The 21,805-nt window shown below is 73.9% G+C and carries 19 protein-coding genes and 2 pseudogenes; 10 read left to right on the forward strand and 11 right to left on the reverse strand.

Going from position 1 to position 21,805, the window contains the following annotated elements; genetic code table 11:
• The 3 genes and pseudogenes from EPD83_RS16710 to EPD83_RS16720 form a co-directional block, all read left to right on the forward strand.
• Positions 1-326: pseudogene (locus EPD83_RS16710) on the forward strand (COX15/CtaA family protein); the annotation flags it as partial.
• Positions 327-461: 135 nt separating this feature from the next.
• Positions 462-1,034, forward strand: a complete 573-nt coding sequence (locus EPD83_RS16715; protein WP_128366392.1) for a winged helix-turn-helix domain-containing protein — start codon at positions 462-464, stop codon at positions 1,032-1,034.
• Complete coding sequence (locus EPD83_RS16720) at positions 1,031-2,434, forward strand: MFS transporter (protein ID WP_205859570.1); 1,404 nt, start codon at positions 1,031-1,033, stop codon at positions 2,432-2,434. The genes EPD83_RS16715 and EPD83_RS16720 overlap by 4 nt, the downstream gene beginning before the upstream one ends.
• Here the strand turns inward: EPD83_RS16720 and EPD83_RS16725 are convergent.
• Positions 2,367-3,305: a heme o synthase gene (locus EPD83_RS16725; protein ID WP_128366390.1), complete on the reverse strand. Its 939-nt coding sequence runs from the start codon at positions 3,303-3,305 to the stop codon at positions 2,367-2,369. The genes EPD83_RS16720 and EPD83_RS16725 overlap by 68 nt on opposite strands.
• 181 nt (positions 3,306-3,486) lie before the next feature.
• On the opposite strand from EPD83_RS16725, the gene tkt reads away from it, so the two are divergent.
• The 7 genes from tkt to EPD83_RS16760 are packed head-to-tail and all read left to right on the forward strand — an operon-like array spanning position 3,487 to position 12,440.
• Positions 3,487-5,766 carry a transketolase gene (gene tkt, locus EPD83_RS16730; protein ID WP_205859571.1) on the forward strand — a complete coding sequence of 760 codons (2,280 nt, stop codon included), beginning with the start codon at positions 3,487-3,489 and terminating at the stop codon, positions 5,764-5,766.
• Between the two features lie 8 nt (positions 5,767-5,774).
• Entirely contained in the window at positions 5,775-6,890 is a 1,116-nt protein-coding gene (gene tal, locus EPD83_RS16735; protein ID WP_128368246.1) for a transaldolase, read from the forward strand.
• Positions 6,887-8,512, forward strand: a complete 1,626-nt coding sequence (locus EPD83_RS16740) for a glucose-6-phosphate isomerase (RefSeq protein ID WP_165566895.1) — start codon at positions 6,887-6,889, stop codon at positions 8,510-8,512. Before tal ends, EPD83_RS16740 begins: the two co-directional genes overlap by 4 nt.
• The gene (zwf, locus tag EPD83_RS16745; protein ID WP_128366879.1) at positions 8,509-10,053 is read left to right on the forward strand and encodes a glucose-6-phosphate dehydrogenase; all 1,545 of its coding nucleotides are present in this window, start codon (positions 8,509-8,511) and stop codon (positions 10,051-10,053) included. The genes EPD83_RS16740 and zwf overlap by 4 nt, the downstream gene beginning before the upstream one ends.
• 40 nt (positions 10,054-10,093) lie before the next feature.
• Positions 10,094-11,230: a glucose-6-phosphate dehydrogenase assembly protein OpcA gene (locus EPD83_RS16750; RefSeq protein WP_128366880.1), complete on the forward strand. Its 1,137-nt coding sequence runs from the start codon at positions 10,094-10,096 to the stop codon at positions 11,228-11,230.
• A complete protein-coding gene (pgl, locus tag EPD83_RS16755) occupies positions 11,227-11,961 on the forward strand; it encodes a 6-phosphogluconolactonase (RefSeq protein WP_128366881.1) in 735 nt (244 codons plus the stop codon). Before EPD83_RS16750 ends, pgl begins: the two co-directional genes overlap by 4 nt.
• Positions 11,962-11,966: 5 nt before the next feature.
• Positions 11,967-12,440: a hypothetical protein gene (locus EPD83_RS16760; RefSeq protein WP_128366882.1), complete on the forward strand. Its 474-nt coding sequence runs from the start codon at positions 11,967-11,969 to the stop codon at positions 12,438-12,440.
• Between the two features lie 87 nt (positions 12,441-12,527).
• Here EPD83_RS16760 and EPD83_RS16765 read toward each other — a convergent pair whose 3' ends face one another.
• From EPD83_RS16765 to EPD83_RS16810, 10 genes and pseudogenes are all read right to left on the reverse strand, one after another.
• A complete protein-coding gene (locus tag EPD83_RS16765; protein ID WP_128366883.1) occupies positions 12,528-12,878 on the reverse strand; it encodes an RNA polymerase-binding protein RbpA in 351 nt (116 codons plus the stop codon).
• A 13-nt stretch (positions 12,879-12,891) separates the two neighbouring features.
• On the reverse strand, positions 12,892-13,137 hold the full coding sequence (gene secG, locus EPD83_RS16770; protein ID WP_128366884.1) for a preprotein translocase subunit SecG: 246 nt from the start codon (positions 13,135-13,137) through the stop codon (positions 12,892-12,894).
• 96 nt (positions 13,138-13,233) lie between these two features.
• Entirely contained in the window at positions 13,234-14,031 is a 798-nt protein-coding gene (tpiA, locus tag EPD83_RS16775) for a triose-phosphate isomerase (RefSeq protein WP_128366711.1), read from the reverse strand.
• 1 nt (position 14,032) lies between these two features.
• Positions 14,033-15,241, reverse strand: a complete 1,209-nt coding sequence (locus EPD83_RS16780) for a phosphoglycerate kinase (RefSeq protein ID WP_128366712.1) — start codon at positions 15,239-15,241, stop codon at positions 14,033-14,035.
• Between the two features lie 20 nt (positions 15,242-15,261).
• Positions 15,262-16,266, reverse strand: coding sequence for a type I glyceraldehyde-3-phosphate dehydrogenase (gene gap, locus EPD83_RS16785; RefSeq protein ID WP_128366713.1), 1,005 nt, complete (start codon positions 16,264-16,266; stop codon positions 15,262-15,264).
• Between the two features lie 114 nt (positions 16,267-16,380).
• Positions 16,381-17,361 carry a DNA-binding protein WhiA gene (gene whiA, locus EPD83_RS16790; RefSeq protein ID WP_128366714.1) on the reverse strand — a complete coding sequence of 327 codons (981 nt, stop codon included), beginning with the start codon at positions 17,359-17,361 and terminating at the stop codon, positions 16,381-16,383.
• 21 nt (positions 17,362-17,382) lie between these two features.
• The gene (locus EPD83_RS16795) at positions 17,383-18,339 is read right to left on the reverse strand and encodes a gluconeogenesis factor YvcK family protein (RefSeq protein WP_128366715.1); all 957 of its coding nucleotides are present in this window, start codon (positions 18,337-18,339) and stop codon (positions 17,383-17,385) included.
• Positions 18,336-19,241, reverse strand: coding sequence for an RNase adapter RapZ (gene rapZ, locus EPD83_RS16800; RefSeq protein ID WP_407676034.1), 906 nt, complete (start codon positions 19,239-19,241; stop codon positions 18,336-18,338). Before rapZ ends, EPD83_RS16795 begins: the two co-directional genes overlap by 4 nt.
• Before the next feature lie 13 nt (positions 19,242-19,254).
• Positions 19,255-21,195, reverse strand: coding sequence for an excinuclease ABC subunit UvrC (uvrC, locus tag EPD83_RS16805; RefSeq protein WP_128365846.1), 1,941 nt, complete (start codon positions 21,193-21,195; stop codon positions 19,255-19,257).
• 296 nt (positions 21,196-21,491) lie between these two features.
• Positions 21,492-21,805: pseudogene (locus EPD83_RS16810) on the reverse strand (hypothetical protein); the annotation flags it as partial.

Consider the following 21,805-nt stretch of genomic DNA (forward strand, 5'->3'; position numbering starts at 1 on the left):
GCCTGGACCCGCAGCTGTGGAGCCACGTGCACGCCGCCTCCGTCTACGCCCTCGTCGCCGTGACGGCGGCCGTGCTGTGGCTCGCGCGGCGGACGTCGCTGCGCGGCCCGGCCGCGCTCGTGCTCGGGGTCGAGCTGGCCCAGGGCGCCGTCGGCCTCGTCCAGTACTGGACCGGCCTGCCCATCGGGCTCGTCGCGATCCACCTCGTCGGTGCCGGCGCCCTCGTGGCCTCCGCCACCTGGCTGGCCGCGGCCGCCCGGCGGCCCGAGCCCGCGGACGCCCCGGCCGCGGAGCAGCGCGCGGAGCCCGCCCCCGTCGACGCCTGACCGGAACGGTCGACTCCCCTCGTCGCCGAGGACGCTCCCGGCGACCTGCCTCTGCCCCGTCACCGTCCGAGGTGCCGCCTGCACCTATACACAAGAACGCTTGTGCAACGTGTGTTGTGTCTCTACGGTGGGGCCATGACGAGACCGGAGATCCGCACCCTGCGCGACGCCGCCCCGCTCGCCGCCCTGGCCCACCCCTTCCGGGCCCGGATGATGGACGCGCTCAAGGTCGACGGGCCGTCGACGGCGTCGATGCTCGCCTCCCGCACCGGCCAGGCGGTGGGCAACGCGAGCCACCACCTCAAGGTGCTCGCCGCCGCCGGTCTCGTCGAGGAGGCCCCCGAGCTCGCCCGCGACCGCCGTGAGCGGTGGTGGCGGCTCGCCAACCGGGGCACCCGGTGGAACAGCCTGGACCTCGCCGACGACCCCGCCGCCGTCACCGCCGCCCGGGAGGCCGAGGCGCTGGGCCTGCGGCGTCAGATCGAGCGGGTGACCGCCTGGCTGTCGAACTCGGGCACCGACCCCGAGTGGGACGACGCCGCGTACGCCACCCAGACCTGGCTGCGGGTCTCGCCCGACGAGCTGCGCGAGGTCGCCGAGGAGGTCATGGCCGTCTTCGCCCGCTGGTCCGACCGCGACCTGCCGGACGACGACGTCGACCGCGAGCCGGTGCTCGTCTTCTCCCGGGGGTTCCCGTGCCAGCCGTGAGCGGCCCGGCGGCGACCCCTCCCCTGGCCGCGAACCGCGAGTTCCGGCTGCTGTGGACCGGCGAGGGCGTGAGCGCGCTCGGCACGATGACCACCGCCGTCGTCCTGCCCCTGCTCGCCGTCACCGCCTTCGACGCGGGACCCGGCTGGATGGGCCTCCTCACGGCGGCGGCCTGGCTCCCCTACCTCGTCGTCGGCCTGCCCGCGGGCGCCTGGGTCGACCGCCTCGACGCCCGCCGGGTCATGATCGCCGCCGACCTCGCCGCCGCCCTGGCCGTCGGGTCGGTCCCGGTGGCCTGGCTGCTCGGCGGCCTCACCCTGCCCCAGCTCGTCCTCGCGGCCCTCGCCTCCGGCACCTGCGCCGTGTTCTTCCGGACGGCCTACGGCGCCTTCGTCCCCCGGGTCGTGCGCCCCGAGGACCTCGACGTCGCCAACGGCCGGCTCTTCGGCACCGAGGCCGCCATGCAGGTCGCCGGCCCGGGTCTCGGCGGGCTGCTGGTCCGCGCGGTCGGGGGCGCCCTGGCCGTCGCCGTCGACACCGTGAGCTACCTCGTCTCCGCCCTGTTCCTGGCCCGGATGGACCCGGCGCGGCTGCGCCCGCGCGCCGACGCCCCGCCCCGCACCGCCCTGCGCCGGGAGGTCGCGGACGGTGTGCGCGTCGTGGCGCGCGACCCCTTCCTGCGCTTCTTCGCCGCGCAGGGGGCGCTGTCGAACTTCGCGCTCACCGGCTACCAGACCCTGCTCGTCCTCTTCCTCGTCCGCGACCTCGGGGTGGGCCCCGGCCGGGTCGGCCTGCTGCTCGCGCTCGGCAGCGCCGGCGGGCTCGTCGGGTCGCTCGTCGCCGCCCGGCTCGCGGCCCGGTCCGGGAACGCCCGGGCGCTGCGGTGGCTCCAGCTGCTGGCCGGTCCGGCGGCGCTGCTCGTCCCCGCCGCCGGGCCCGGAGCCGCCGCGTTCCTCGTCCCCCTCGGCGTCGCACTCGTCGGCGTCGGGGTGGTCGGCGCCAACGTCGTCCGGTCGGCGTTCCGCCAGCGCTACGTCCCCGAGCACCTGCTCGGCCGGACCTCGTCGGCGTCGGCGGTCCTCGTCTTCGGCACGATGCCGCTCGCCGGTCTCGTCGCGGGTGGGCTCGGGGGCACCCTCGGGCTGCGCCCGACGATCCTCGTCATGGCCGCCCTGCAGCTGCTGACCTCGCTGCTCGTCCTCGTCGGGCCCTTCCGCCGGGGCCGGGACCTCCCGACCGGCGAGGCGACGGTCGCCGTGCCGCACGAGGCACCGCGGTCCCCGGCCACGCGACGGCGCCCGCTGCCGCCGCCCCGGCGCGGCCGGTGCGTGCTCAGCCGAGCGGGAGGTGCAGCAGGGGGTCGAGCGCGACGGCGAGGAAGACGACGGTCACGTAGGTGATCGAGTAGTGGAAGAGGCGCATCGGCTTCAGTGCCAGCCCGGAGCGGCCCGCCCGGGCGGCACCCAGCAGGCGGTGCGCCTCGAGGAGGAACACGGCACCGGAGAGGGCCGCCGCCCCGGCGTAGAGCCAACCCATCCCGGCGACCGGCACGAGCAGCAGCGAGGCCGCGACCATGACCCAGGAGTAGGCGACGACCTGGCGGCCCACGGCGACCGGACCGCGCCGCACCGGCAGCATCGGCACCTCGGCCGAGGCGTAGTCGTCGCGGAACGCCATCGACAGCGGCCAGTAGTGCGGCGGGGTCCAGAAGAAGACGACGAGGAAGAGCACGAGCGCGGGCCAGCCGACGGACCCGGTGACCGCCGACCAGCCGATGAGCGTCGGCATGCACCCGGCGACCCCGCCCCACACGATGTTCTGCTCGGTGCGGCGCTTCAGCAGCATCGTGTAGCCGACGGCGTAGAGCGCGACGGCGAGCAGCGACAGCACCGCCGACAGGACGTTGACGAGCGTGGCGAACCACACCGTCGAGCCCACGGTGAGCACCGCGCCAAAGACGAGCGCCTCACGGACGGTGACCTCGCCCGTGACCATCGGCCGGCTGCTCGTGCGGTGCATGAGGCGGTCGATGTCGCGGTCGTAGACCGAGTTGAAGGTGTTCGCCGCGCCGGCGCTGAGGATGCCGCCGACGAGGGTGACGAGGACCAGTCGCAGCGACGGGACCCCGCGCGCGGCGAGGAACATCACCGGCACCGTGGTGACGAGCAGGAGCTCGATGATCCGCGGCTTGGTGAGCGCGACGAAGGCGGCGACCCGGTTCCGGCGCGCGGGCGCAGCCGCGGGTGCGGTCGTCACGGGGGTGGTGGCCACGTCGTCCTTCGAGGTCTCCGTCGGTGGTGCCCGGCGATTCTATCCGTCCCCCCGGAAGGGGCCGCCGACCGGCCTCGACGGCGAGCACCGCTGCGGGACTAGGGTGGGTGTCAGTAGCGTCACACGGCGCCTCACCGCCGGTGGCGACGTTGACCGAACGTCCCCCCGAAGAGAGGTTCTCTTGAGCACCACGACCCGTACGCGCACCGACTCCCCCCTCGCCGGCCGGTCCTCGGACCTCACCCGCCCGGTCGCGAAGAAGGCGAAGTGGACCGACCTCGACGTCCGCGCCGTGGACACCGTCCGGGCCCTGGCCGCCGACGCCGTCCAGCACAAGGGCAACGGCCACCCGGGCACCGCGATGAGCCTGGCGCCGGTGGCCTACCTGCTCTACCAGCAGGTGATGCGCCACGACCCGGCCGACCCGGCCTGGCTCGGCCGCGACCGCTTCGTCCTCTCCTGCGGGCACTCCTCGCTCACCCAGTACATCCAGCTCTACCTCTCGGGCTACGGCCTCGAGCTGTCCGACCTCAAGGCGCTGCGCACCTGGGGCTCGCTGACGCCGGGCCACCCCGAGGTCCACCACACCAAGGGCGTCGAGATCACGACCGGCCCGCTCGGCTCCGGTCTCGCGTCCGCCGTCGGCATGGCGATGGCCCAGCGCCGCCAGCGCGGCATGCTCGACCCGGACGCCAAGGCCGGCCAGAGCCCGTTCGACCACCACGTCTGGGTGCTCGCCTCCGACGGCGACATGATGGAGGGCGTCGCCTCCGAGGCCTGCTCGCTCGCCGGCCACCAGGAGCTCGACAACCTCACCGTCGTCTACGACGCGAACCAGATCTCCATCGAGGACGACACCGACATCTCCTTCAGCGAGGACGTCGGCCAGCGCTTCGAGGCCTACGGCTGGGACGTCGTCGACGTCGACTGGCGCCGCTCGGACGACCCCGCCGGCACCCCGGAGTACACCGAGGACGTCGACGCCCTGCTCGCCGCGCTGGAGAAGAGCCGCCGCCCGGGCAAGCGTCCGACCCTCGTGCGGCTGCACACCGTCATCGCCTGGCCGGCGCCGTCGGCCCGCGGCACCGGCAAGGCCCACGGCTCCGCCCTCGGCGAGGACGAGGTCAAGGCGACCAAGGAGCTGCTGGGCTTCGACCCCGAGAAGACCTTCCAGGTCGACAAGGCGGTCCTCACCCACGCCCGCGAGGTGAAGAAGCGCGGCAAGGCCGCCCACCGCGAGTGGGACAAGGGCTACAAGGCGTGGCGCAAGGGCAACCCGGAGACCGCCGCCCTCCTCGACCGCCTCGTGGCCGGCGAGCTGCCCTCCGGCTTCGCCCGCGGCCTGCCCACCTGGGACGCCGACGACAAGGGCATCGCCACCCGGGCGGCCTCGGGCAAGGTGCTCGGCGCCCTCGGCGAGCGGATGCCGGAGCTGTGGGGCGGCTCGGCCGACCTCGCCGAGTCGAACAACACGACGATGGAGGGCGTGCAGTCCTTCGTCCCCACCGGCAAGCAGACCGCCGAGTGGAAGGGCGGCCCGTACGGGCGCACCCTGCACTTCGGCATCCGCGAGAACGCCATGGGCATGATCCTCAACGGGATCGCCCTCGAGGGCCTCACCCTCCCCTACGGCGGCACCTTCCTCGTCTTCTCCGACTACATGCGCCCGGCCGTCCGCCTCGCGGCCCTCCAGGAGCTGCCGGTGACGTTCGTGTGGACGCACGACTCCATCGGCCTCGGCGAGGACGGGCCCACCCACCAGCCGGTCGAGCACCTCGCCGCGCTGCGGGCCATCCCGCAGCTCGACGTCGTCCGCCCGGCCGACGCCAACGAAACGACGGAGGCGTGGGCCGAGATCCTCCGCCGCCGCCGCACCGCCGGCCTGGCCCTGTCCCGCCAGCCGCTGCGCATCGTCGACCGGTCCGAGTACGGCAAGGCCTCCGGGGTCCGCAAGGGCGCCTACGTCCTCGCCGAGGCCGGCAAGGACCACGACGCCACGCCCGAGGTCGTCCTCATCGCGACCGGTTCGGAGGTCGCGATCGCGCTGGCCGCCCGGGACAAGCTCGAGGCCGCCCGCATCCCCACCCGCGTGGTCTCCATGCCGTGCCGGGAATGGTTCGAGGAGCAGCCGCGCTCCTACCAGCACAAGGTCCTGCCCCCCGAGGTCACCGCCCGCGTCAGCATCGAGGCAGGGGTGTCCATGGGGTGGCACGACCTCGTCGGCGACGCCGGGCGCTGCATCAGCCTCGAGCACTTCGGGGCCTCCGCGGACCAGGCGACGCTGTACCGCGAGTTCGGGTTCACCCCCGAGGCCGTCGTCAAGGCGGCCAAGGACTCGCTCAAGGCGGCCCGCAAGGGCACCGGGGTCCCTGCCGTCACCGACACCGCCCCGCGGGCCAAGGCCTCCCGCGCCGCGGGCGACCAGAAGACGCCGAGCCAGAAGGCCTCGGCAGGAGAGTGAGTAGCGACATGAGCACACCGAAGCCCCTCCAGGACCTCGCCGCCAACGGCGTCTCCGTCTGGCTCGACGACCTGTCCCGCGAGCGCATCCGTTCCGGCAACCTCCAGGAGCTCATCGACGACCGCGGGGTCGTCGGTGTGACGACCAACCCCTCGATCTTCCAGAAGGCCCTCTCCGAGGGGGACGCCTACGACGAGCAGGTCGAGGCGCTCTCCCGCGAGGGCAAGAGCGTCGACGAGGCCGTCTTCGCGCTGACGACCAAGGACGTCCACGACGCCTGCGAGATCATGAAGCCGGTCTACGAGCGCACCGACGGCGAGGACGGACGGGTCTCGATCGAGGTCGACCCGCGCCTGGCCCACGACACCGCGAAGACCGTGGCGGAGGCCAAGGCCCTCGCGGCCGAGGTCGACCAGCCGAACGTCTTCATCAAGATCCCCGCGACGGTCGAGGGCCTGCCCGCGATCTCGCAGGTGCTCGCCGAGGGCATCTCGGTCAACGTCACGCTGATCTTCTCCCTCGACCGCTACCGCGCGGTGATGAACGCCTTCCTCACCGGCCTCGAGCAGGCCCGCGAGCACGGCAAGGACCTCTCCGGCATCCGGTCGGTGGCGTCGTTCTTCGTCTCCCGCGTGGACTCCGAGGTCGACGGCCGGCTCGACGAGCTCGGCACCGACGAGGCCAAGGCCGTCCGCGGCAAGGCCGGGATCGCCAACGCGCGCCTCGCCTACCAGGCCTTCGAGGAGGTCTTCGCCACCCCGCGCTGGGCCTCCCTCGCCTCCGCCGGGGCGCACAAGCAGCGCCCCCTGTGGGCCTCCACCGGCGTCAAGGACCCCGACTACCCGGACACGATGTACGTCACCGAGCTCGTGGCGCCGGAGACGGTCAACACGATGCCCGAGGCGACGCTGGACGCCACGGCCGACCACGCCGAGATCACCGGCGACACCGTCACCGGCGAGTACGCCGACGCCGCGGAGGTGCTCGACACCCTCGAGCGGCTCGGCATCTCCTACTCCGACGTCGTCGACCAGCTCGAGCGCGAGGGCGTCGAGAAGTTCGAGAAGTCCTGGGGCGACCTGCTGGACGGTGTGACCCGCGAGCTGGAGAAGGCGAACGCGTGACCACGCTGGACGTCTCCGCCACCGGCGCGGCGGCCGACGCGGTCGCCGCGCACGTCCCGACCCTCGTCGGGGACCGGGTCGCGAGCCGCCTGTTCGCGCAGGACCACACCCTGTGGGGCGAGGCCGCCGAGGACGAGGCGTCCAAGCGCCTCTCCTGGACCGGGCTCCCCCGCAGCTCGCGCCCCCTCGTCGGCGAGATCGCGGCCCTGCGAGCCGAGCTCGAGGAGGCGGGCTACGACCGCGTCGTCCTCTGCGGGATGGGCGGCTCGTCGCTCGCTCCCGAGGTCATCTGCGCCACCGCCGGCGTGCACCTCGTCGTCCTCGACTCCTCCGACCCCGATGTCGTCCGCGGCGCGCTCACCGACCTGGGCCGCACGGTCGTCGTCGTGTCGAGCAAGTCCGGGTCGACGGTCGAGACCGACAGCCAGCGCCGCGCCTTCGAGCACGCCTTCCGCGAGGCCGGGATCGACCCGACGACCCGCATGGTCGTCGTCACCGACCCGGGCAGCCCGCTGGAGCAGCAGGCCCGTGGTGACGGCTTCCGGGTGGTCAACGCCGACCCGGCCGTCGGCGGGCGCTACTCGGCGCTCACCGCCTTCGGGCTCGTCCCGAGCGGGCTCGCCGGGGCGGACGTCGAGGCCCTGCTCGACGACGCCGAGACCGTCGCCGACGTCCTCGCCGCCGACGACGAGGGCAACCCCGCGCTGCGCCTCGGGGCGGCGATGGCGGGCACCGACCCGCTGCGCGACAAGCTCGTGCTCGTCGACGCCGGCACCGAGAACGTCGGGTTCGCGGCCTGGGCCGAGCAGCTCATCGCCGAGTCCACCGGCAAGGAGGGCACCGGCATCCTGCCCGTCGTCGCGGTGGGGTCCGAGCCCGCGCACCTCTACGACGACGGCACCGTCGTCCGGCTCGTCGCCAGCGACGCCGAGGACGAGGACGACGGTGGTCCGAGCGCGGCGTCGCTCGTCACCGTCGCCGGCCCCCTCGGGGCGCAGATGCTGCTGTGGGAGGCCGCGACCGCGGTCGCCGGCCGCCTGCTCGGCATCAACCCGTTCGACCAGCCCGACGTCGAGAGCGCGAAGTCCGCGGCCCGTGACCTCCTCGGCCAGGGCATCGACGACTCCGACCCGCCGGCCTTCACCGACGGCGAGGTCGAGGTCCGGGCGCTCGGCGGCGACTGGCTCTCCGGCACCCACACCCTGGAGACCGCGCTCGACGGCCTCCTCGCGCAGCTCGACGAGCAGCACGGGTACGTCGCCGTCATGGCCTACCTCGACCGCGAGCACGACGCCGACCTCGAGAACGTCGCCCGCGACCTCTTCGAGCGGACCGGCCGGCCGGTGACCTTCGGCTGGGGCCCGCGCTTCCTGCACTCCACGGGCCAGTACCACAAGGGCGGCCCGGGCACGGGCGTCTACGTGCAGGTGACCACCGCCCCCGCGCAGGACCTCGAGGTGCCCGGCCGGGACTTCACCTTCGGCCAGTTCATCGCCGCCCAGGCCGCCGGGGACGCCCAGGTCCTCGCCGAGCACGGGCGCCCGGTGCTCCGGCTGCACCTCACCGACCACGACGCCGGGCTGGCCCGGGTGCGTTCCCTCCTCGGCCAGGGCGGGGCATGACCCCGGCCCGCGTCACCGCCGACCACAACCCGCTCCGCGATCCCCGGGACAAGCGCCTCCCGCGGATCGCGGGGCCGTGCTCGATGGTGATGTTCGGGGTCACCGGCGACCTCGCCCGCAAGAAGCTCATGCCCGCCGTCTACGACCTCGCCAACCGCGGGCTGCTGCCGCCGGGCTTCTCGCTCGTCGGCTTCGCCCGCCGGGACTGGGAGGACCAGGACTTCGGCAAGATCGTGTACGAGTCGGTCAAGGAGCACGCCCGCACCCCGTTCCGCGAGGACGTCTGGCGCACCCTGGCCGAGGGCATCCGGTTCGTCCCGGGCGCCTTCGACGACGACGCCGCGTTCGACCTGCTCGCCGCCACCGTCGCCGACCTCGAGGAGCAGCGGGGCACCGGCGGCAACGTCGCCTTCTACCTCTCGATCCCGCCCGGGTCCTTCGCGACCGTCTGCCAGCAGCTGGAGCGCTCCGGGCTGTCGACGCCGAGCGAGGGGTCGTGGCGGCGGGTCGTCATCGAGAAGCCGTTCGGGCACGACCTGGAGTCGGCCCGCGAGCTCAACGACATCGTCGGCAGCGTCTTCCCGGCCGACGCCGTGTTCCGCATCGACCACTACCTCGGCAAGGAGACGGTGCAGAACATCCTCGCCGTCCGCTTCGCGAACATGATGTTCGAGCCGGTGTGGAACAACCGCTACGTCGACCACGTGCAGATTACGATGGCCGAGGACATCGGCATCGGCGGCCGGGCCGGCTACTACGACGGCATCGGGGCGGCCCGGGACGTCATCCAGAACCACCTGCTCCAGCTCATGGCCCTCACCGCCATGGAGGAGCCGGTCTCCTTCGACGCCCACCACCTGCGGCTCGAGAAGGAGAAGGTGCTCTCCGCGGTCCGGCTGCCCGAGGACCTGTCCACCGGCACCGCGCGCGGCCAGTACGCCGCCGGGTGGCAGGGCGGCGAGGAGGTCGTCGGCTACCTCGAGGAGGACGGCGTCGCCGCCGGGTCGGGCACCGAGACCTACGCCGCCGTGCGCCTCGACGTCGACACCCGCCGCTGGGCCGGGGTGCCCTTCTACCTGCGCACCGGCAAGCGGCTCGGCAAGCGCGTCACCGAGATCGCCGTCGTCTTCAGGCGCGCCCCGCACCTGCCGTTCACCGACACCGCCACCGAGGAGCTCGGCCAGAACGCCGTCGTCATCCGGGTGCAGCCGGACGAGGGCGTCACCCTGCGGTTCGGTGCCAAGGTGCCCGGCGCGCAGATGGAGGTCCGCGACGTGAGCATGGACTTCGGCTACGGCCGCTCCTTCACCGAGTCCTCCCCCGAGGCCTACGAGCGGCTCATCCTCGACGTCCTCCTCGGCGAGCCGCCGCTCTTCCCCCGGCACGAGGAGGTCGAGCTCTCCTGGCGGATCCTCGACCCCATCGAGGAGCACTGGGGCCGCCGGGGCGGCGACCCCGACCAGTACGAGGCCGGCACGTGGGGACCGCCGTCGGCCGACGAGCTCATGCGCCGTGACGGCCGCGAGTGGAGGCTCCCGTGACCACGACCGACCCGGCCACCGAGACCCGGAGGAGGTCCCGGTGATTGTCGACCTGCCCAACACGAGCACCCAGGCCGTCTCCAAGCGGCTCGTCAAGCTGCGCGAGGACACCGGGGCGATGGCCCTCTCGCGCGTCCTCACCCTCGTCGTCGTCGTCGACGAGGCGGAGGCCGAGCAGGCCATCGACACCGCGAACGACGCGAGCCGCCAGCACCCGTGCCGGATCATCGTCGTCGTCACCGGCAACCGGCGCGGTACGGCCCGGCTCGACGGGCAGATCCGGGTCGGCGGGGACGCGGGCGCGTCCGAGGTCGTCGTGCTCCGGCTCTACGGCCCGCTGGCCCGCCACGGCCGGGCCGTCGTCACCCCCCTGCTGCTCGCGGACTCCCCCATCGTCGTCTGGTGGCCGACCGACGCGCCGAAGGACCCCTCGGCCGACCCCGTCGGCGCGATGGGACAGCGCCGCATCACCGACGCCTCCCGCACGTCCGGCAAGCCGCGCACGGTGCTCGGGCGGCTGGCCTCGGCCTACGCGCCGGGTGACACCGACCTCGCGTGGTCGCGGGTCACCCTGTGGCGGGGGATCCTCACCGCCGCGCTCGACCAGGCGCCGTTCGAGCCGGTCACCGAGGCCACGGTCGTCGCCGCCCCCGACTCCCCCTCCGGCGAGCTGCTGGCCGGCTGGCTGTCGGCGCGGCTGCGCTGCCCGGTCCGCCTGGCCCAGTCGCGGCGCGGCACCGGGATCATCTCCGTCCGCCTCGTGCGCGACTCCGGACCGGTCGACCTCGTCCGGCCCGAGGACGGGAGCACCTCGATGCTGCGGCAGCCGGGCCAGCCCGACCGCACCCTCGCCCTCCCGCACCGCGGCGACGCCGAGTGCCTCGCCGACGAGCTGCGCCGCCTCGACCCCGACGAGGTGTACGAGGACGCGCTGACCGTCGGGCTGCCGGAGGTCGGGAGCGGACGGCGCAGCGCCACCGAGGCGGTCCGGGCCGGCGCCGCCCCCTCCCCCGCCGAGGCGGAGAAGGACACCCGGCGGCTGCGGCGCGCGGCCGGCGCCGCGTCGAGCAGCGCGCGGGTCGAGAAGCTGCCGATGCCGGAGGACGGCGCGAGCAGCGAGAGCGTCCAGCAGGCGGCCGCGGACCGGCTCGCCGAGATGGAGGAGAAGCGATCGTGACCGACACCGACGCCACCGTCGTCGTCCACCCCTCGAAGCAGGCGCTCGCGGACGCCGCGGCCGCACGGCTCGTCGTGGCCCTGGTCGACGCCCAGAACACCCGCGGCACCGCCCACGTCTCGCTCACCGGCGGGTCGATGGGCTCCGAGATCGTCCGCTCGCTGGCCGCCGAGCCCGCGCGCTCCGCCGTCGACTGGGGCGCCGTCCACGTGTGGTGGGGCGACGAGCGCTACCTGCCCGCCGGGGACGCCGACCGCAACGACACCCAGAACGACGACGCCGGTCTCGCCGGGCTGGGCCTGGACCCCGCCCACGTGCACCGGGTCCCGGGACCGGACGCCACGGAGTCCGCCGAGGAGGCCGCGGACTCCTACGCCGCCGCACTGCGCGAGCACGGGACGGGGGCCTTCGACGTCATGGTCCTCGGCGTCGGACCGGACGGTCACGTCGCCTCGCTCTTCCCGCACCACCCGGCCGCCGCCACGACGGGCACCCCCACCGTCGCGGTGCACGAGTCCCCCAAGCCGCCGCCGGACCGGGTCTCGCTGACCCGGGAGTGCCTCGAGCGCTCGCGCGAGGTGTGGTTCCTCGTCGCCGGGTCCGACAAGGCGGACGCCGTCCGTCGTGGCGTGCACGGCTCGCCCTTCGCCGAGACGCCGGCCGCGCACGTCCACGGCGAGGACCGGACCCTGTGGCTGGTCGACGCGGACGCCGCGTCCGACCTGGGCTGAGCGCCGTGGGACTCCTGGACCGCTTCCGCCGCCGCGACGACGCCGACGACCCCAGCGGAGAACCCTCGCCCGACCTGGCCGACGTCGACCCGGTGGACGAGGTCGCCACCCGGCCGCTGTCCGCCGAGGAGGAGTCCCGGCTGGAGGCCGCCCGGCTGCGCTACGACGCGCACGGCATCGTGCCCGAGGACCTGGCGACCGTCGTCGGCGCCTGGGACGCCGCCGTCGCGCGGGACGACGAGGGCGAGGCGTCCGAGGTCGTCACCGTCGTCGCGACGGCCATCGGCGACCACCTCGTCGGCCACGGCTACCGGTGGGTGATGAGCACCGACCCCTTCGGCACCGACCTCGCCGTCGAGCCGCCGCGCCGTGGCGTGCCCGTCGTCGTCCGGACCCTCGTCGCCGTGCGCTGGATGAACCGCGAGACCGGGTGGGTCGACCAGGTCGTCGGTCACCTCGCCCGCTCGGGTCGCCGCTGACCCTCCGGGCCCGCGAGCCCGTCGGCACACGCCGCGACCCCGGCCGCACAGGCCGGGGTCGTCGGGTCGTGCGCCGCGCTCAGGCGGTCACTGGATGAGGCCGCGACCGCGCAGGCTCTCGAGGGCCTCGTCGAGGATGGCGGCACCGTCCTCGTCGGAACGGCGCTCCTTCACGTACGCGAGGTGGGTCTTGTAGGGCTCGACCTTCGGCGGCGCCGGCGGGGCGTCACGGTCCTGCCCGGCGGGGAAGCCGCACCGCGGGCAGTCCCACTGCTCGGGGACGACGAGCCCGGCCTCCTCGGCGAAGCTGGGGCGCGTCTCGTGCCCGTTGCTGCACCAGAACGAGACGAAGCGTCGGGGCGCGGACTCGCCGCGCTCGGCCTCGCCCATGGGGCCCGCTCCGACGCGCGAGCCACGGATCGCATTTCCTCCGGCCATGTCCGTTCCCCTCTCAGGCGCTGAAACGCTCGAGGACGCCGAGACCGACGACGCAGGTGAACCAGACGATGCCCACGCCGACCGTGATCCGGTCGAGGTTGCGCTCGGCGACCGAGGACCCGCCGAGCGAGCTGGACATGCCGCCGCCGAACATGTCGGAGAGCCCGCCGCCCTTGCCCTTGTGCAGCAGGACGAGCAGGGTCAGGAACAGGCCGCCGAGGACCAGGAGGACCTGGAGGCCGATACGCACCGCGTCCACGGGGGGATCCTTACGGGTCGGGGTCGGGACAACCGGAACAGGATAACCGCTCCGGCGCCGCGCCGCCGCAGCCCGTCGGGCGCGGCGGCGCCGCGGTCAGGACGTCGTGAGGTGGTCCCGGTACCGGCAGATGGCCGCGAACTCGGCCGGGTCGATGGACGCGCCGCCGACGAGGGCGCCGTCGACGTCCTCCTGGCCCATGATCGCCGCGACGTTGCCGGACTTCACCGAGCCGCCGTAGAGCACCCGGATGCCGTCGGCGACGTCCCCGCTGTAGAGCTCCGCGAACTTCGTGCGGACGGCCGCGCACACCTCCTGGGCGTCCTCGGGCGTCGCGACCTCGCCGGTGCCGATGGCCCACACGGGCTCGTAGGCCACGACGATGCTGCGGGCCTGCTCGGCCGGGACCCCGGCGAGCCCGGCCTCGACCTGCGCGAGGACGTGCTCGACGTGGGTGCCCGCCTGGCGGACCTCCAGCGGCTCGCCGACGCAGAAGATCGGGGTGAGACCGTGCCGGTAGGCCGCCTGCACCTTGCTGTTGACGACGTCGTCATCCTCGGCGTGGTGCTCGCGACGCTCGCTGTGCCCGACGACGACGTAGGTGCAGCCGAGCTTGGCGAGGAACGCGCCGCTCACCTCGCCCGTGTACGCCCCGGAGTCGTGCGCCGACAGGTCCTGGGCGCCGTGCTTCAGCTGCAGGCGGTCACCGTCGATGAGCGTCTGGACGCTGCGGATGTCGGTGAACGGCGGCAGGACCGCGACCTCGACGGCGGCGAAGTCGTGCTTGCCGTCGCGCAGGGTCCAGTCGAGCTTCTGCACGAGGTGCGTGCCCGCCAGGTGGTCGAGGTTCATCTTCCAGTTCCCCGCCATGAGCGGGGTGCGGCCGGAGGCCATGTCAGTGCTCCTTCGAGAGGATCGCGATGCCGGGCAGCTCCTTGCCCTCGAGGTACTCGAGGGAGGCGCCGCCGCCGGTGGAGATGTGGCCGAACTGCTCGTCGTCGAAGCCCAGCTGCCGCACCGCCGCGGCGGAGTCGCCGCCGCCGACGACGGTGAGCGCACCGGCGGAGGTGGCGTCGACGAGGGCCTGCGCGACGGCCTTCGTGCCGGCGGCGAACGGGGCCATCTCGAACGCGCCCATCGGCCCGTTCCAGAAGACCGTGCGCGCGTCGGCGAGCGCGTCGGCGTACCGCCGTGCGGACTCCGGGCCGATGTCCAGACCCATGACGTCGGACGGGATGGCGTCGGCCGCGACGGTGTCGGTCTCGGTGTCGGCGTCGAACTCCCGGCCGACGACGACGTCGACCGGCAGGACGATCTCGACCCCGGTCTCCTCGGCCCGGGCCAGGTAGCCCTTGCAGGCCTCGACGCTGTCCGCGTCGAACAGGCTGGTGCCGATCTCGTGGCCCTGCGCGGCGAGGAAGGTGAAGACCATGCCGCCGCCGATGAGCAGCCGGTCGGCGGTGCCCATGAGGTTGTCGATGACGGCGAGCTTGTCCGCGACCTTGGCCCCGCCGAGCACGACCGCGTACGGCCGGTCGGGGTCCTCGGTGAGGCGCCGCAGCACCTCGACCTCGTCCCGGACGAGCCCGCCCATGGCCGACGGCAGACGGGTGGCGACGTCGTAGACGGAGGCCTGCTTGCGGTGGACGACGCCGAAGCCGTCGGAGACGTAGGCGTCGGCCAGCCCGGCGAGGGCGTCGGCGAACTCCGCGCGGTCCTCGTCGGCCTTGGCGGTCTCCCCGGCGTTGAACCGGAGGTTCTCCAGGAGGACGACGTCGCCGTCGGACATGTCGGCGACCGCCGCGCGGGCGGACTCGCCGACGGTGTCCTCCGCGAAGGTCACGGGCGTGCCGAGCAGCTCGGAGAGCCGTCCGGCGACGGGCCGGAGGCTGTACTTCTCCTCCGGCTCGCCCTTGGGCCGCCCGAGGTGGGCGCACACGACGACGCGTGCGCCCGCCTCGGAGAGCTGGGTGATGGTCGGGACCGACGCGCGGACCCGCCCGTCGTCCGTGATCCGCGTGCCGTCGAGGGGCACGTTGAGGTCGGACCGGACGAGGACGGTGCGGCCGCGCAGGTCGCCGAGGGACGAGATGTCTGCTGCCATCAGCGGGTGCGCTCCGCGGCTCAGAGCGAGGAGCCGACGAGCGCGGTGATGTCGACGAGGCGGTTGGAGTAGCCCCACTCGTTGTCGTACCAGCCGACGACCTTCACCTGGTTCCCGATGACCTTGGTCAGGCCCGAGTCGAAGATGCACGACGCCGGGTTGGTGACGATGTCGGCGGAGACGATCGGGTCCTCGGTGTACTGGAGGTAGCCCTTGAGCGGGCCCTCGGCGGCCGCCTTGACGATGGCGTTGACCTCCTCGACGGAGGTCTCGCGGCCGACCTCGACCGTGAGGTCGGTGGCCGAGCCGGTCGGGACCGGGACGCGCAGCGCGTAGCCGTCGAGCTTGCCCTTGAGGTCGGGCAGGACCAGGCCGATGGCCTTCGCGGCGCCGGTGCTCGTCGGGATGATCGACAGGGCGGCGGCGCGGGCGCGGCGGAGGTCCTTGTGCGGGCCGTCGAGGAGGTTCTGGTCCTGGGTGTAGGCGTGGACCGTCGTCATGAGGCCCTTGACGATGCCGAACTCGTCGTGGATGGCCTTGGCCATCGGGGCGAGGCAGTTCGTCGTGCAGGACGCGTTGCTGATGATGTGGTGGTTCTGCGGGTCGTAGTCGGAGTCGTTGACGCCCATGACGAACGTGCCGTCCTCGTTGGACGCCGGCGCCGAGATGACGACCTTCTTCGCGCCACCGTCGAGGTGGGCCTTGGCCTTCGTGGCGTCGGTGAAGATGCCGGTGGACTCGATGACGACGTCGGCGCCGACCTCGCCCCAGGCGATGTCGGCGGGGTTGCGCTCGGCGAAGACCTTGATGGTCGAGCCGCCGACGGTGATCGAGTCCTCGGTCGCGGAGACGTCCTCGCCGAGGACACCGAGCACCGAGTCGTACTTGAGCAGGTGCGCGATGCTCGTGTTGTCCATCAGGTCGTTGGCGGCGACGATCTCGATGTCGGCGCCGGACGCCTGCACGGCGCGGAAGAAGTTGCGTCCGATGCGGCCGAAGCCGTTGATCCCTACGCGAACGGTCACGGTGACTTGCCTTCCAGAGTCGGGGGTGTGCTGCGCGACGCTGCGCGGCGACGTGGTCCACCTCACACCCTAGTCCCCGGGCGCGGAGCCCCCCGACCGGCGTCCGGTGAGCGGTCAGCCCTCGAGCATGTCCGGCGTGAGGACGGCCTCGGTGTTGGGGATGCCCTCGTCCTCGGCCTTCTTGTCGGCCATGGCGAGCAGCCGGCGGATCCGGCCGGCCACGGCGTCCTTGGTCATCGGCGGGTCCGCCAGCTGGCCGAGCTCCTCGAGCGAGGCCTGCTTGTGGGTGGTCCGCAGCTCGCCGGCCTGGCGCAGGTGGTCGGGGACGTCCTCGGCGAGGATCTCCAGCGCGCGCTCGACGCGGGCGCCGGCGGCGACCGCGGCCCGGGCCGAGCGGCGCAGGTTGGCGTCGTCGAAGTTCGCGAGCCGGTTGGCGGTGGCGCGCACCTCGCGCCGGATCCGCCGTTCCTCCCAGGCCATGACCGCGTCGTGGGCGCCGAGGCGGGTGAGCATCGCCCCGATGGCGTCACCGTCGCGGATGACGACCCGGTCGACGCCGCGCACCTCGCGCGCCTTGGACTGGATGCCCATCCGGCGGGCGGCGCCGACGAGGGCGAGGGCGGCCTCCGGGCCCGGGCAGGTGACCTCGAGCGCCGACGAGCGGCCGGGCTCGGTCAGCGACCCGTGGGCGAGGAACGCGCCGCGCCAGGCGGCCTCGGCGTCGCACACCGAGCCGCTGACGACCTTGGCCGGGAGCCCGCGCACCGGGCGGCCGCGGCTGTCGATGAGCCCGGTCTGCCGGGCCAGCGCCTCGCCGTCCTGGACGACCCGCACGACGTAGCGGTTGCCCTTGCGCAGACCGCCGGCGGACAGGACGAGGACCTCCGCGGTGTGGCCGTAGACCTCGGCCAGCTCGTGCCGCAGGCGCCGGGCCGCGATGCCGGTGTCGAGCTCGGCCTCGACGACGATCCGTCCCCCGATGATGTGCAGCCCCCCGGCGAAACGGAGCATGGCCGCGACCTCCGCCTTGCGGCAACAGGGCTTGGTCACGACGTGCCTGCTCAGCTCGTCCTTCACCTTCGCCGTCATCGCCATAGCCCGTCATCCTGCCACGCGTCAGCGGGCGGGTCGCGGGCTGTACAGGATGTCCCGCAGGGCCGCCGCGTAGCGCAGCGGGTCGTGCTGTCCCGGGGCCCCGCGACGCGACACCGGGCTCAGGTGGAGCTCGGCTCCGAGGCGTGCGGCCTGCTCCGCCAGCGCCCCCTCGTCCTCGACGGCGGCGGGGTCGGCGAGCACGGCGTCCAGCCGCAGCCGGGGTGCCATCTCGGCCAGCGACTGCACGTGACGGGCGGCGTCGAAGCCTTCGGTCTCGCCCGAGGCGGGCTCGAGGTTGAGCACGAGCAGGCGGCGGGCGCGGGTGACCTCTAAGGCCTCGCGGACCTCGGGGACGAGCAGGTGGGTGGTGACCGAGGTGAACCACGACCCGGGCCCGAGGACGACCCAGTCGGCGGCCCGGATGGCGGCCACCGACTCGGGGTAGGCGGGCGGGTCGGCGGGGTCGAGGCGCACGGCCTCGACCGTCCCGGGGGTGCGGGCCACCTGCGCCTGGCCGCGGACGACCCGGCGGGCGGTGGGGTCGCCGGCGTCCAGGCCGCTGACGTCGGCCTCGATGACGAGGGGTGCCGCCGCGGCGGGCAGCACCCGCCCGTTGGCCTGGAGGAGGCGGCCGACGAGGTCGAGCCCGGCGACGGGGTCCTCGTGCAGCTCCCAGAGGGCGACGATGAGGAGGTTGCCGAGGGCGTGCCCGCCGAGCGGTCCGTCGCCGGCGAACCGGTGCTGCAGCACGTCCCGCCAGGTGTGGCCCCACTCGGTGTCGCTGCACAGCGCGGCCAGGGCCATCCGCAGGTCGCCGGGGGGCAACACGCCGAACTCGTCCCGCAGTCGCCCGCTGGAGCCGCCGTCGTCGGCGACGGTGACGACGGCGGTGATCTCGTCGGTGACGAAGCGCAGCGCGGTGAGGGTGGCGGAGAGGCCGTGCCCGCCGCCCAGCGCGGTGACGACCGGCCCGCTCACTCGCGCCCCAGGTCCCGGTGGACGACGAAGGTGGCGACGTCGTCGTCCCGGAGCCGGACGGACAGCTCCTGGGCGACGGCCACCGACCGGTGCTTGCCCCCGGTGCAGCCGACGGCGATGGTCGCGTAGCGGCGGCCCTCGCGGCGGTAGCCGCCGGTCACCGGCTCCATGAGCCCGACGACCCGGTCCAGGAAGCTGCCGGCGCCCTCCTGCGCGAGGACGTACTCGGACACCGGGGCGTCGACCCCGGTGAGCGAGCGGAGCTCGGGGACCCAGAACGGGTTGGGCAGGAAGCGCATGTCGAAGACGAAGTCGGCGTCGAGGGGTACGCCGTACTTGAAGCCGAAGGACATGACGGCCAGCCGCAGGCTCGGGCCGCCGGCGACCCCGACGATCGGGGTGAGCTTCCGCCGCAGCTGGTGGACGTTGAGCCCGGAGGTGTCGATGACGACGTGGGCCTCGGCGCGCAGGTCGCCGAGCATCGTGCGCTCGGCCTGGATGCCGTCGAGCAGGCGCCCGTCGCCCTGCAGCGGGTGGGGGCGGCGGACGCTCTCGAAGCGGCGGACGAGGGCCTCGTCGGTGGCGTCGAGGAACATCAGCTGCGGCCGCCAGCCGTCGGCGCGGATGGTGTCCAGGCTCTCGCGCAGCTCCCCGCTGAACGGACGGGCCCGGACGTCGACGACGGCGGCGATGCGCAGGTCGCGGCGGCCGGCGTTGCGCGCCTCGGTCGCGAGGTGGCCCATCTGCGGGATGAGCTGCGGTGGCAGGTTGTCGACGACGTACCAGCCGTGGTCCTCGAGGACGTTGGCCGCCGTGGAACGGCCGGCGCCGCTCATCCCCGTGACGACGAGGAAGTCCGCCCGGTTGCTCGTGTCCGCCGGCGTCGCCGGTGCGTCTGCCACTGGTCGTCCCTCCTCAGCCCTCGACGACCTCGCCGGTGGCGGGGTCGACGGCGGGCATGTCCTGGTCGGTCCGCCCCAACTCTGCCGCAACGGTGGCGGCCAGCGCAGGCCCGATGCCCGGAACGTCGGCGAGCTCCTCGACCGTGGCCGCCCGGATGCGCTTCACCGACCCGAAGCGCTTGAGCAGCGCCTTGCGCCGCTTCTCGCCGAGGCCCGGCACGGTGTCGAGGGCACTCGTCGTCATCGCCTTGGAGCGACGCTGGCGATGGAAGGTGATGGCGAACCGGTGGGCCTCGTCGCGCAGCCGCTGGAGCAGGTAGAGCCCCTCGCTGGTCCGCGGGAGGACGAGGGGGAACTCCTCCCCCGGCACCCAGACCTCCTCGAGGCGCTTGGCCAGGCCGACGACGGCGACGTCGACCGCCCCGGCCTCCTCCAGCGCCCGGGCCGCGGCGTTGACCTGGGGCAGGCCGCCGTCGACGACGACGAGGTTGGGACGGTAGGCGAAGCGGGCGGGGCGCTCGCGGCCCTCGGCGAGCTCCTGCTCGCGCTCCTCGGCCTCCTTGCGGCCGCGGCGGAAGCGCCGGGTGAGGACCTCGTGCATGGCGGCGGTGTCGTCGGTGGCGCCGGTCTCGTCGCCGCGGACGATGAACCGCCGGTACTCGGACTTGCGCGGCAGGCCGTCCTCGAAGACGACCATCGAGCCGACGACCTCGCTGCCCTGGATGTGGCTGATGTCGAAGCACTCGATGCGCAGCGGCGCGTCGTCGAGGGCCAGGACCTCCTGGAGCTGCTCCAGGGCCTGGCTGCGGGTCGTGAGGTCCCCGGCCCGGGTCACCTTGTGGCGGGCGAGGCTCTGGGTGGCGTTGCGGGCGACGGTCTCCATGAGGGTCCGCTTGTCGCCGCGCTGCGGCACCCGGACGTCGACGCGGGAGCCGCGGATGCCGGCGAGCCAGGCCGAGAGGGCGTCGGCGTCCTCGGGGACGACGGGGACGAGGACCTCGCGCGGGACGCCCTCGCTGGACTCGCCGCCGTAGACCTGCTGGAGGAGGTGCTCGACGACCTCGGGGGTCGTCTCGGCGTCGCGCTCGGCCACCCAGCCGCGCTGGCCCCGCACCCGCCCGCCGCGGACGTGGAAGAGCTGGACCGCGACCTCGAGCTCGTCCTCGGCGAGGCCGAAGACGTCGGCGTCGGTGGCGTCGGGGAGGACGACCGCCGACTTCTCGAGGACGCGCTCGAGGGCGCCGATGTCGTCGCGGATGCGGGCCGCCCGCTCGAAGTCGAGCTCGGCGGAGGCGGTCTTCATCTCGCGGGTCATCCGGCCGAGGAACTTCGCGGTGTCCCCGGCCATGAAGTCGCAGAAGTCCTCGGCGATGTCCCGGTGGTGCCCGGCGTCGACCCGGCCGACGCAGGGCGCGCTGCACTTGTCGATGTAGCCGAGCAGGCACGGCCGGCCGACCTGGCCGGCGCGCTTGAAGACGCCGTTGGAGCAGGTCCGCATCGGGAAGACCCGCATGGCGAGGTCGAGGGTCTCGCGGATGGCCCAGGCGTGGGCGTACGGGCCGAAGTAGCGGGTGCCCTTGCGCTTGGCGCCCCGCATGACCATGGCCCGGGGGTACTCCTCGCCCATCGTCACCGCGAGGTAGGGGTAGGACTTGTCGTCGCGGTACTTGACGTTGAAGCGCGGGTCGAACTCCTTGATCCACGCGTACTCGAGCTGGAGGGCCTCGACCTCGGTGGTGACGACGGTCCACTCGACGCTGGCGCCGGTGCGCACCATCGACGCCGTCCGGTGGTGCAGGGCGGAGATGTCCTGGAAGTACGAGGACAGCCGGGAGCGCAGGCTCTTGGCCTTGCCGACGTAGATGACGCGACCCTCGGCGTCGCGGAACCGGTAGACGCCGGGGTCGGTGGGGATCTCGCCCGGCCTCGGGCGGTACGTCGACGGGTCGGCCACGTCCCCGACCCTAATCCGCCCCGCCGACACCCCCCGGACCCACCCCGACCCCCTCACCACCGTCCCCCGCCCCCGTCCCCACCCACCCGCAGCGGACATTTCGGGGTGACCCCGAAATGTCCGCCGGAGCGCACTTCGCAAGTGGGGTCTCGGCGACGTTCCGGGGTGTCGGGGCCACGTCAGGTCGTCGGCGGTCGGAACCGGCGGCGTCGGACCATGGCGACGGCGCCGGTTGCGGCCCGCGCTACGGAAGGCGGGCGGTGGCGGGTGTCGGCCCCGACTGCGCCCTGCGTGGGTCAGGACGCCGACGCGCCGGGACGCTGCGGCGCCGCTCCGGCTCGTGACGACGGCTCGTCGGATGCTCCGGCCACCGGTGCGGCGGAGGACGCCGTCGACCTCGTCGCGACGGGAGCGTCCGACGACGCGGAACCGGACGACCACGTCGCCGTCGATCCGCCGGGGCCCTCGGCGGCGACGAGCTTCGCCGACAGTGCCAGCGCCCGGCGCAGGGCGGCGAACATCCGGGCCGGGTTGGCGAGGTCGGCCCAGGTGACACGGACGACGAGCCAGCCCAACGACCTCAGGCGGTCCTCGCGGTACTTCTCCGCCA

Source organism: Phycicoccus flavus, from assembly GCF_004025965.2.
Classification (GTDB): domain Bacteria; phylum Actinomycetota; class Actinomycetes; order Actinomycetales; family Dermatophilaceae; genus Phycicoccus; species Phycicoccus flavus.

Excerpts from the sequence above, each read along its gene's own strand:
- tpiA (WP_128366711.1), bottom strand. The coding sequence starts at position 14,031 with ATGGCCTCCGGCCGCACCCCGCTCATGGCGGGGAACTGGAAGATGAAC.
- zwf (WP_128366879.1), top strand. The coding sequence starts at position 8,509 with ATGACCCCGGCCCGCGTCACCGCCGACCACAACCCGCTCCGCGATCCC.
- whiA (WP_128366714.1), bottom strand. The coding sequence starts at position 17,361 with ATGGCGATGACGGCGAAGGTGAAGGACGAGCTGAGCAGGCACGTCGTG.
- EPD83_RS16715 (WP_128366392.1), top strand. The coding sequence starts at position 462 with ATGACGAGACCGGAGATCCGCACCCTGCGCGACGCCGCCCCGCTCGCC.
- tal (WP_128368246.1), top strand. The coding sequence starts at position 5,775 with ATGAGCACACCGAAGCCCCTCCAGGACCTCGCCGCCAACGGCGTCTCC.
- EPD83_RS16780 (WP_128366712.1), bottom strand. The coding sequence starts at position 15,241 with ATGGCAGCAGACATCTCGTCCCTCGGCGACCTGCGCGGCCGCACCGTC.
- EPD83_RS16765 (WP_128366883.1), bottom strand. The coding sequence starts at position 12,878 with ATGGCCGGAGGAAATGCGATCCGTGGCTCGCGCGTCGGAGCGGGCCCC.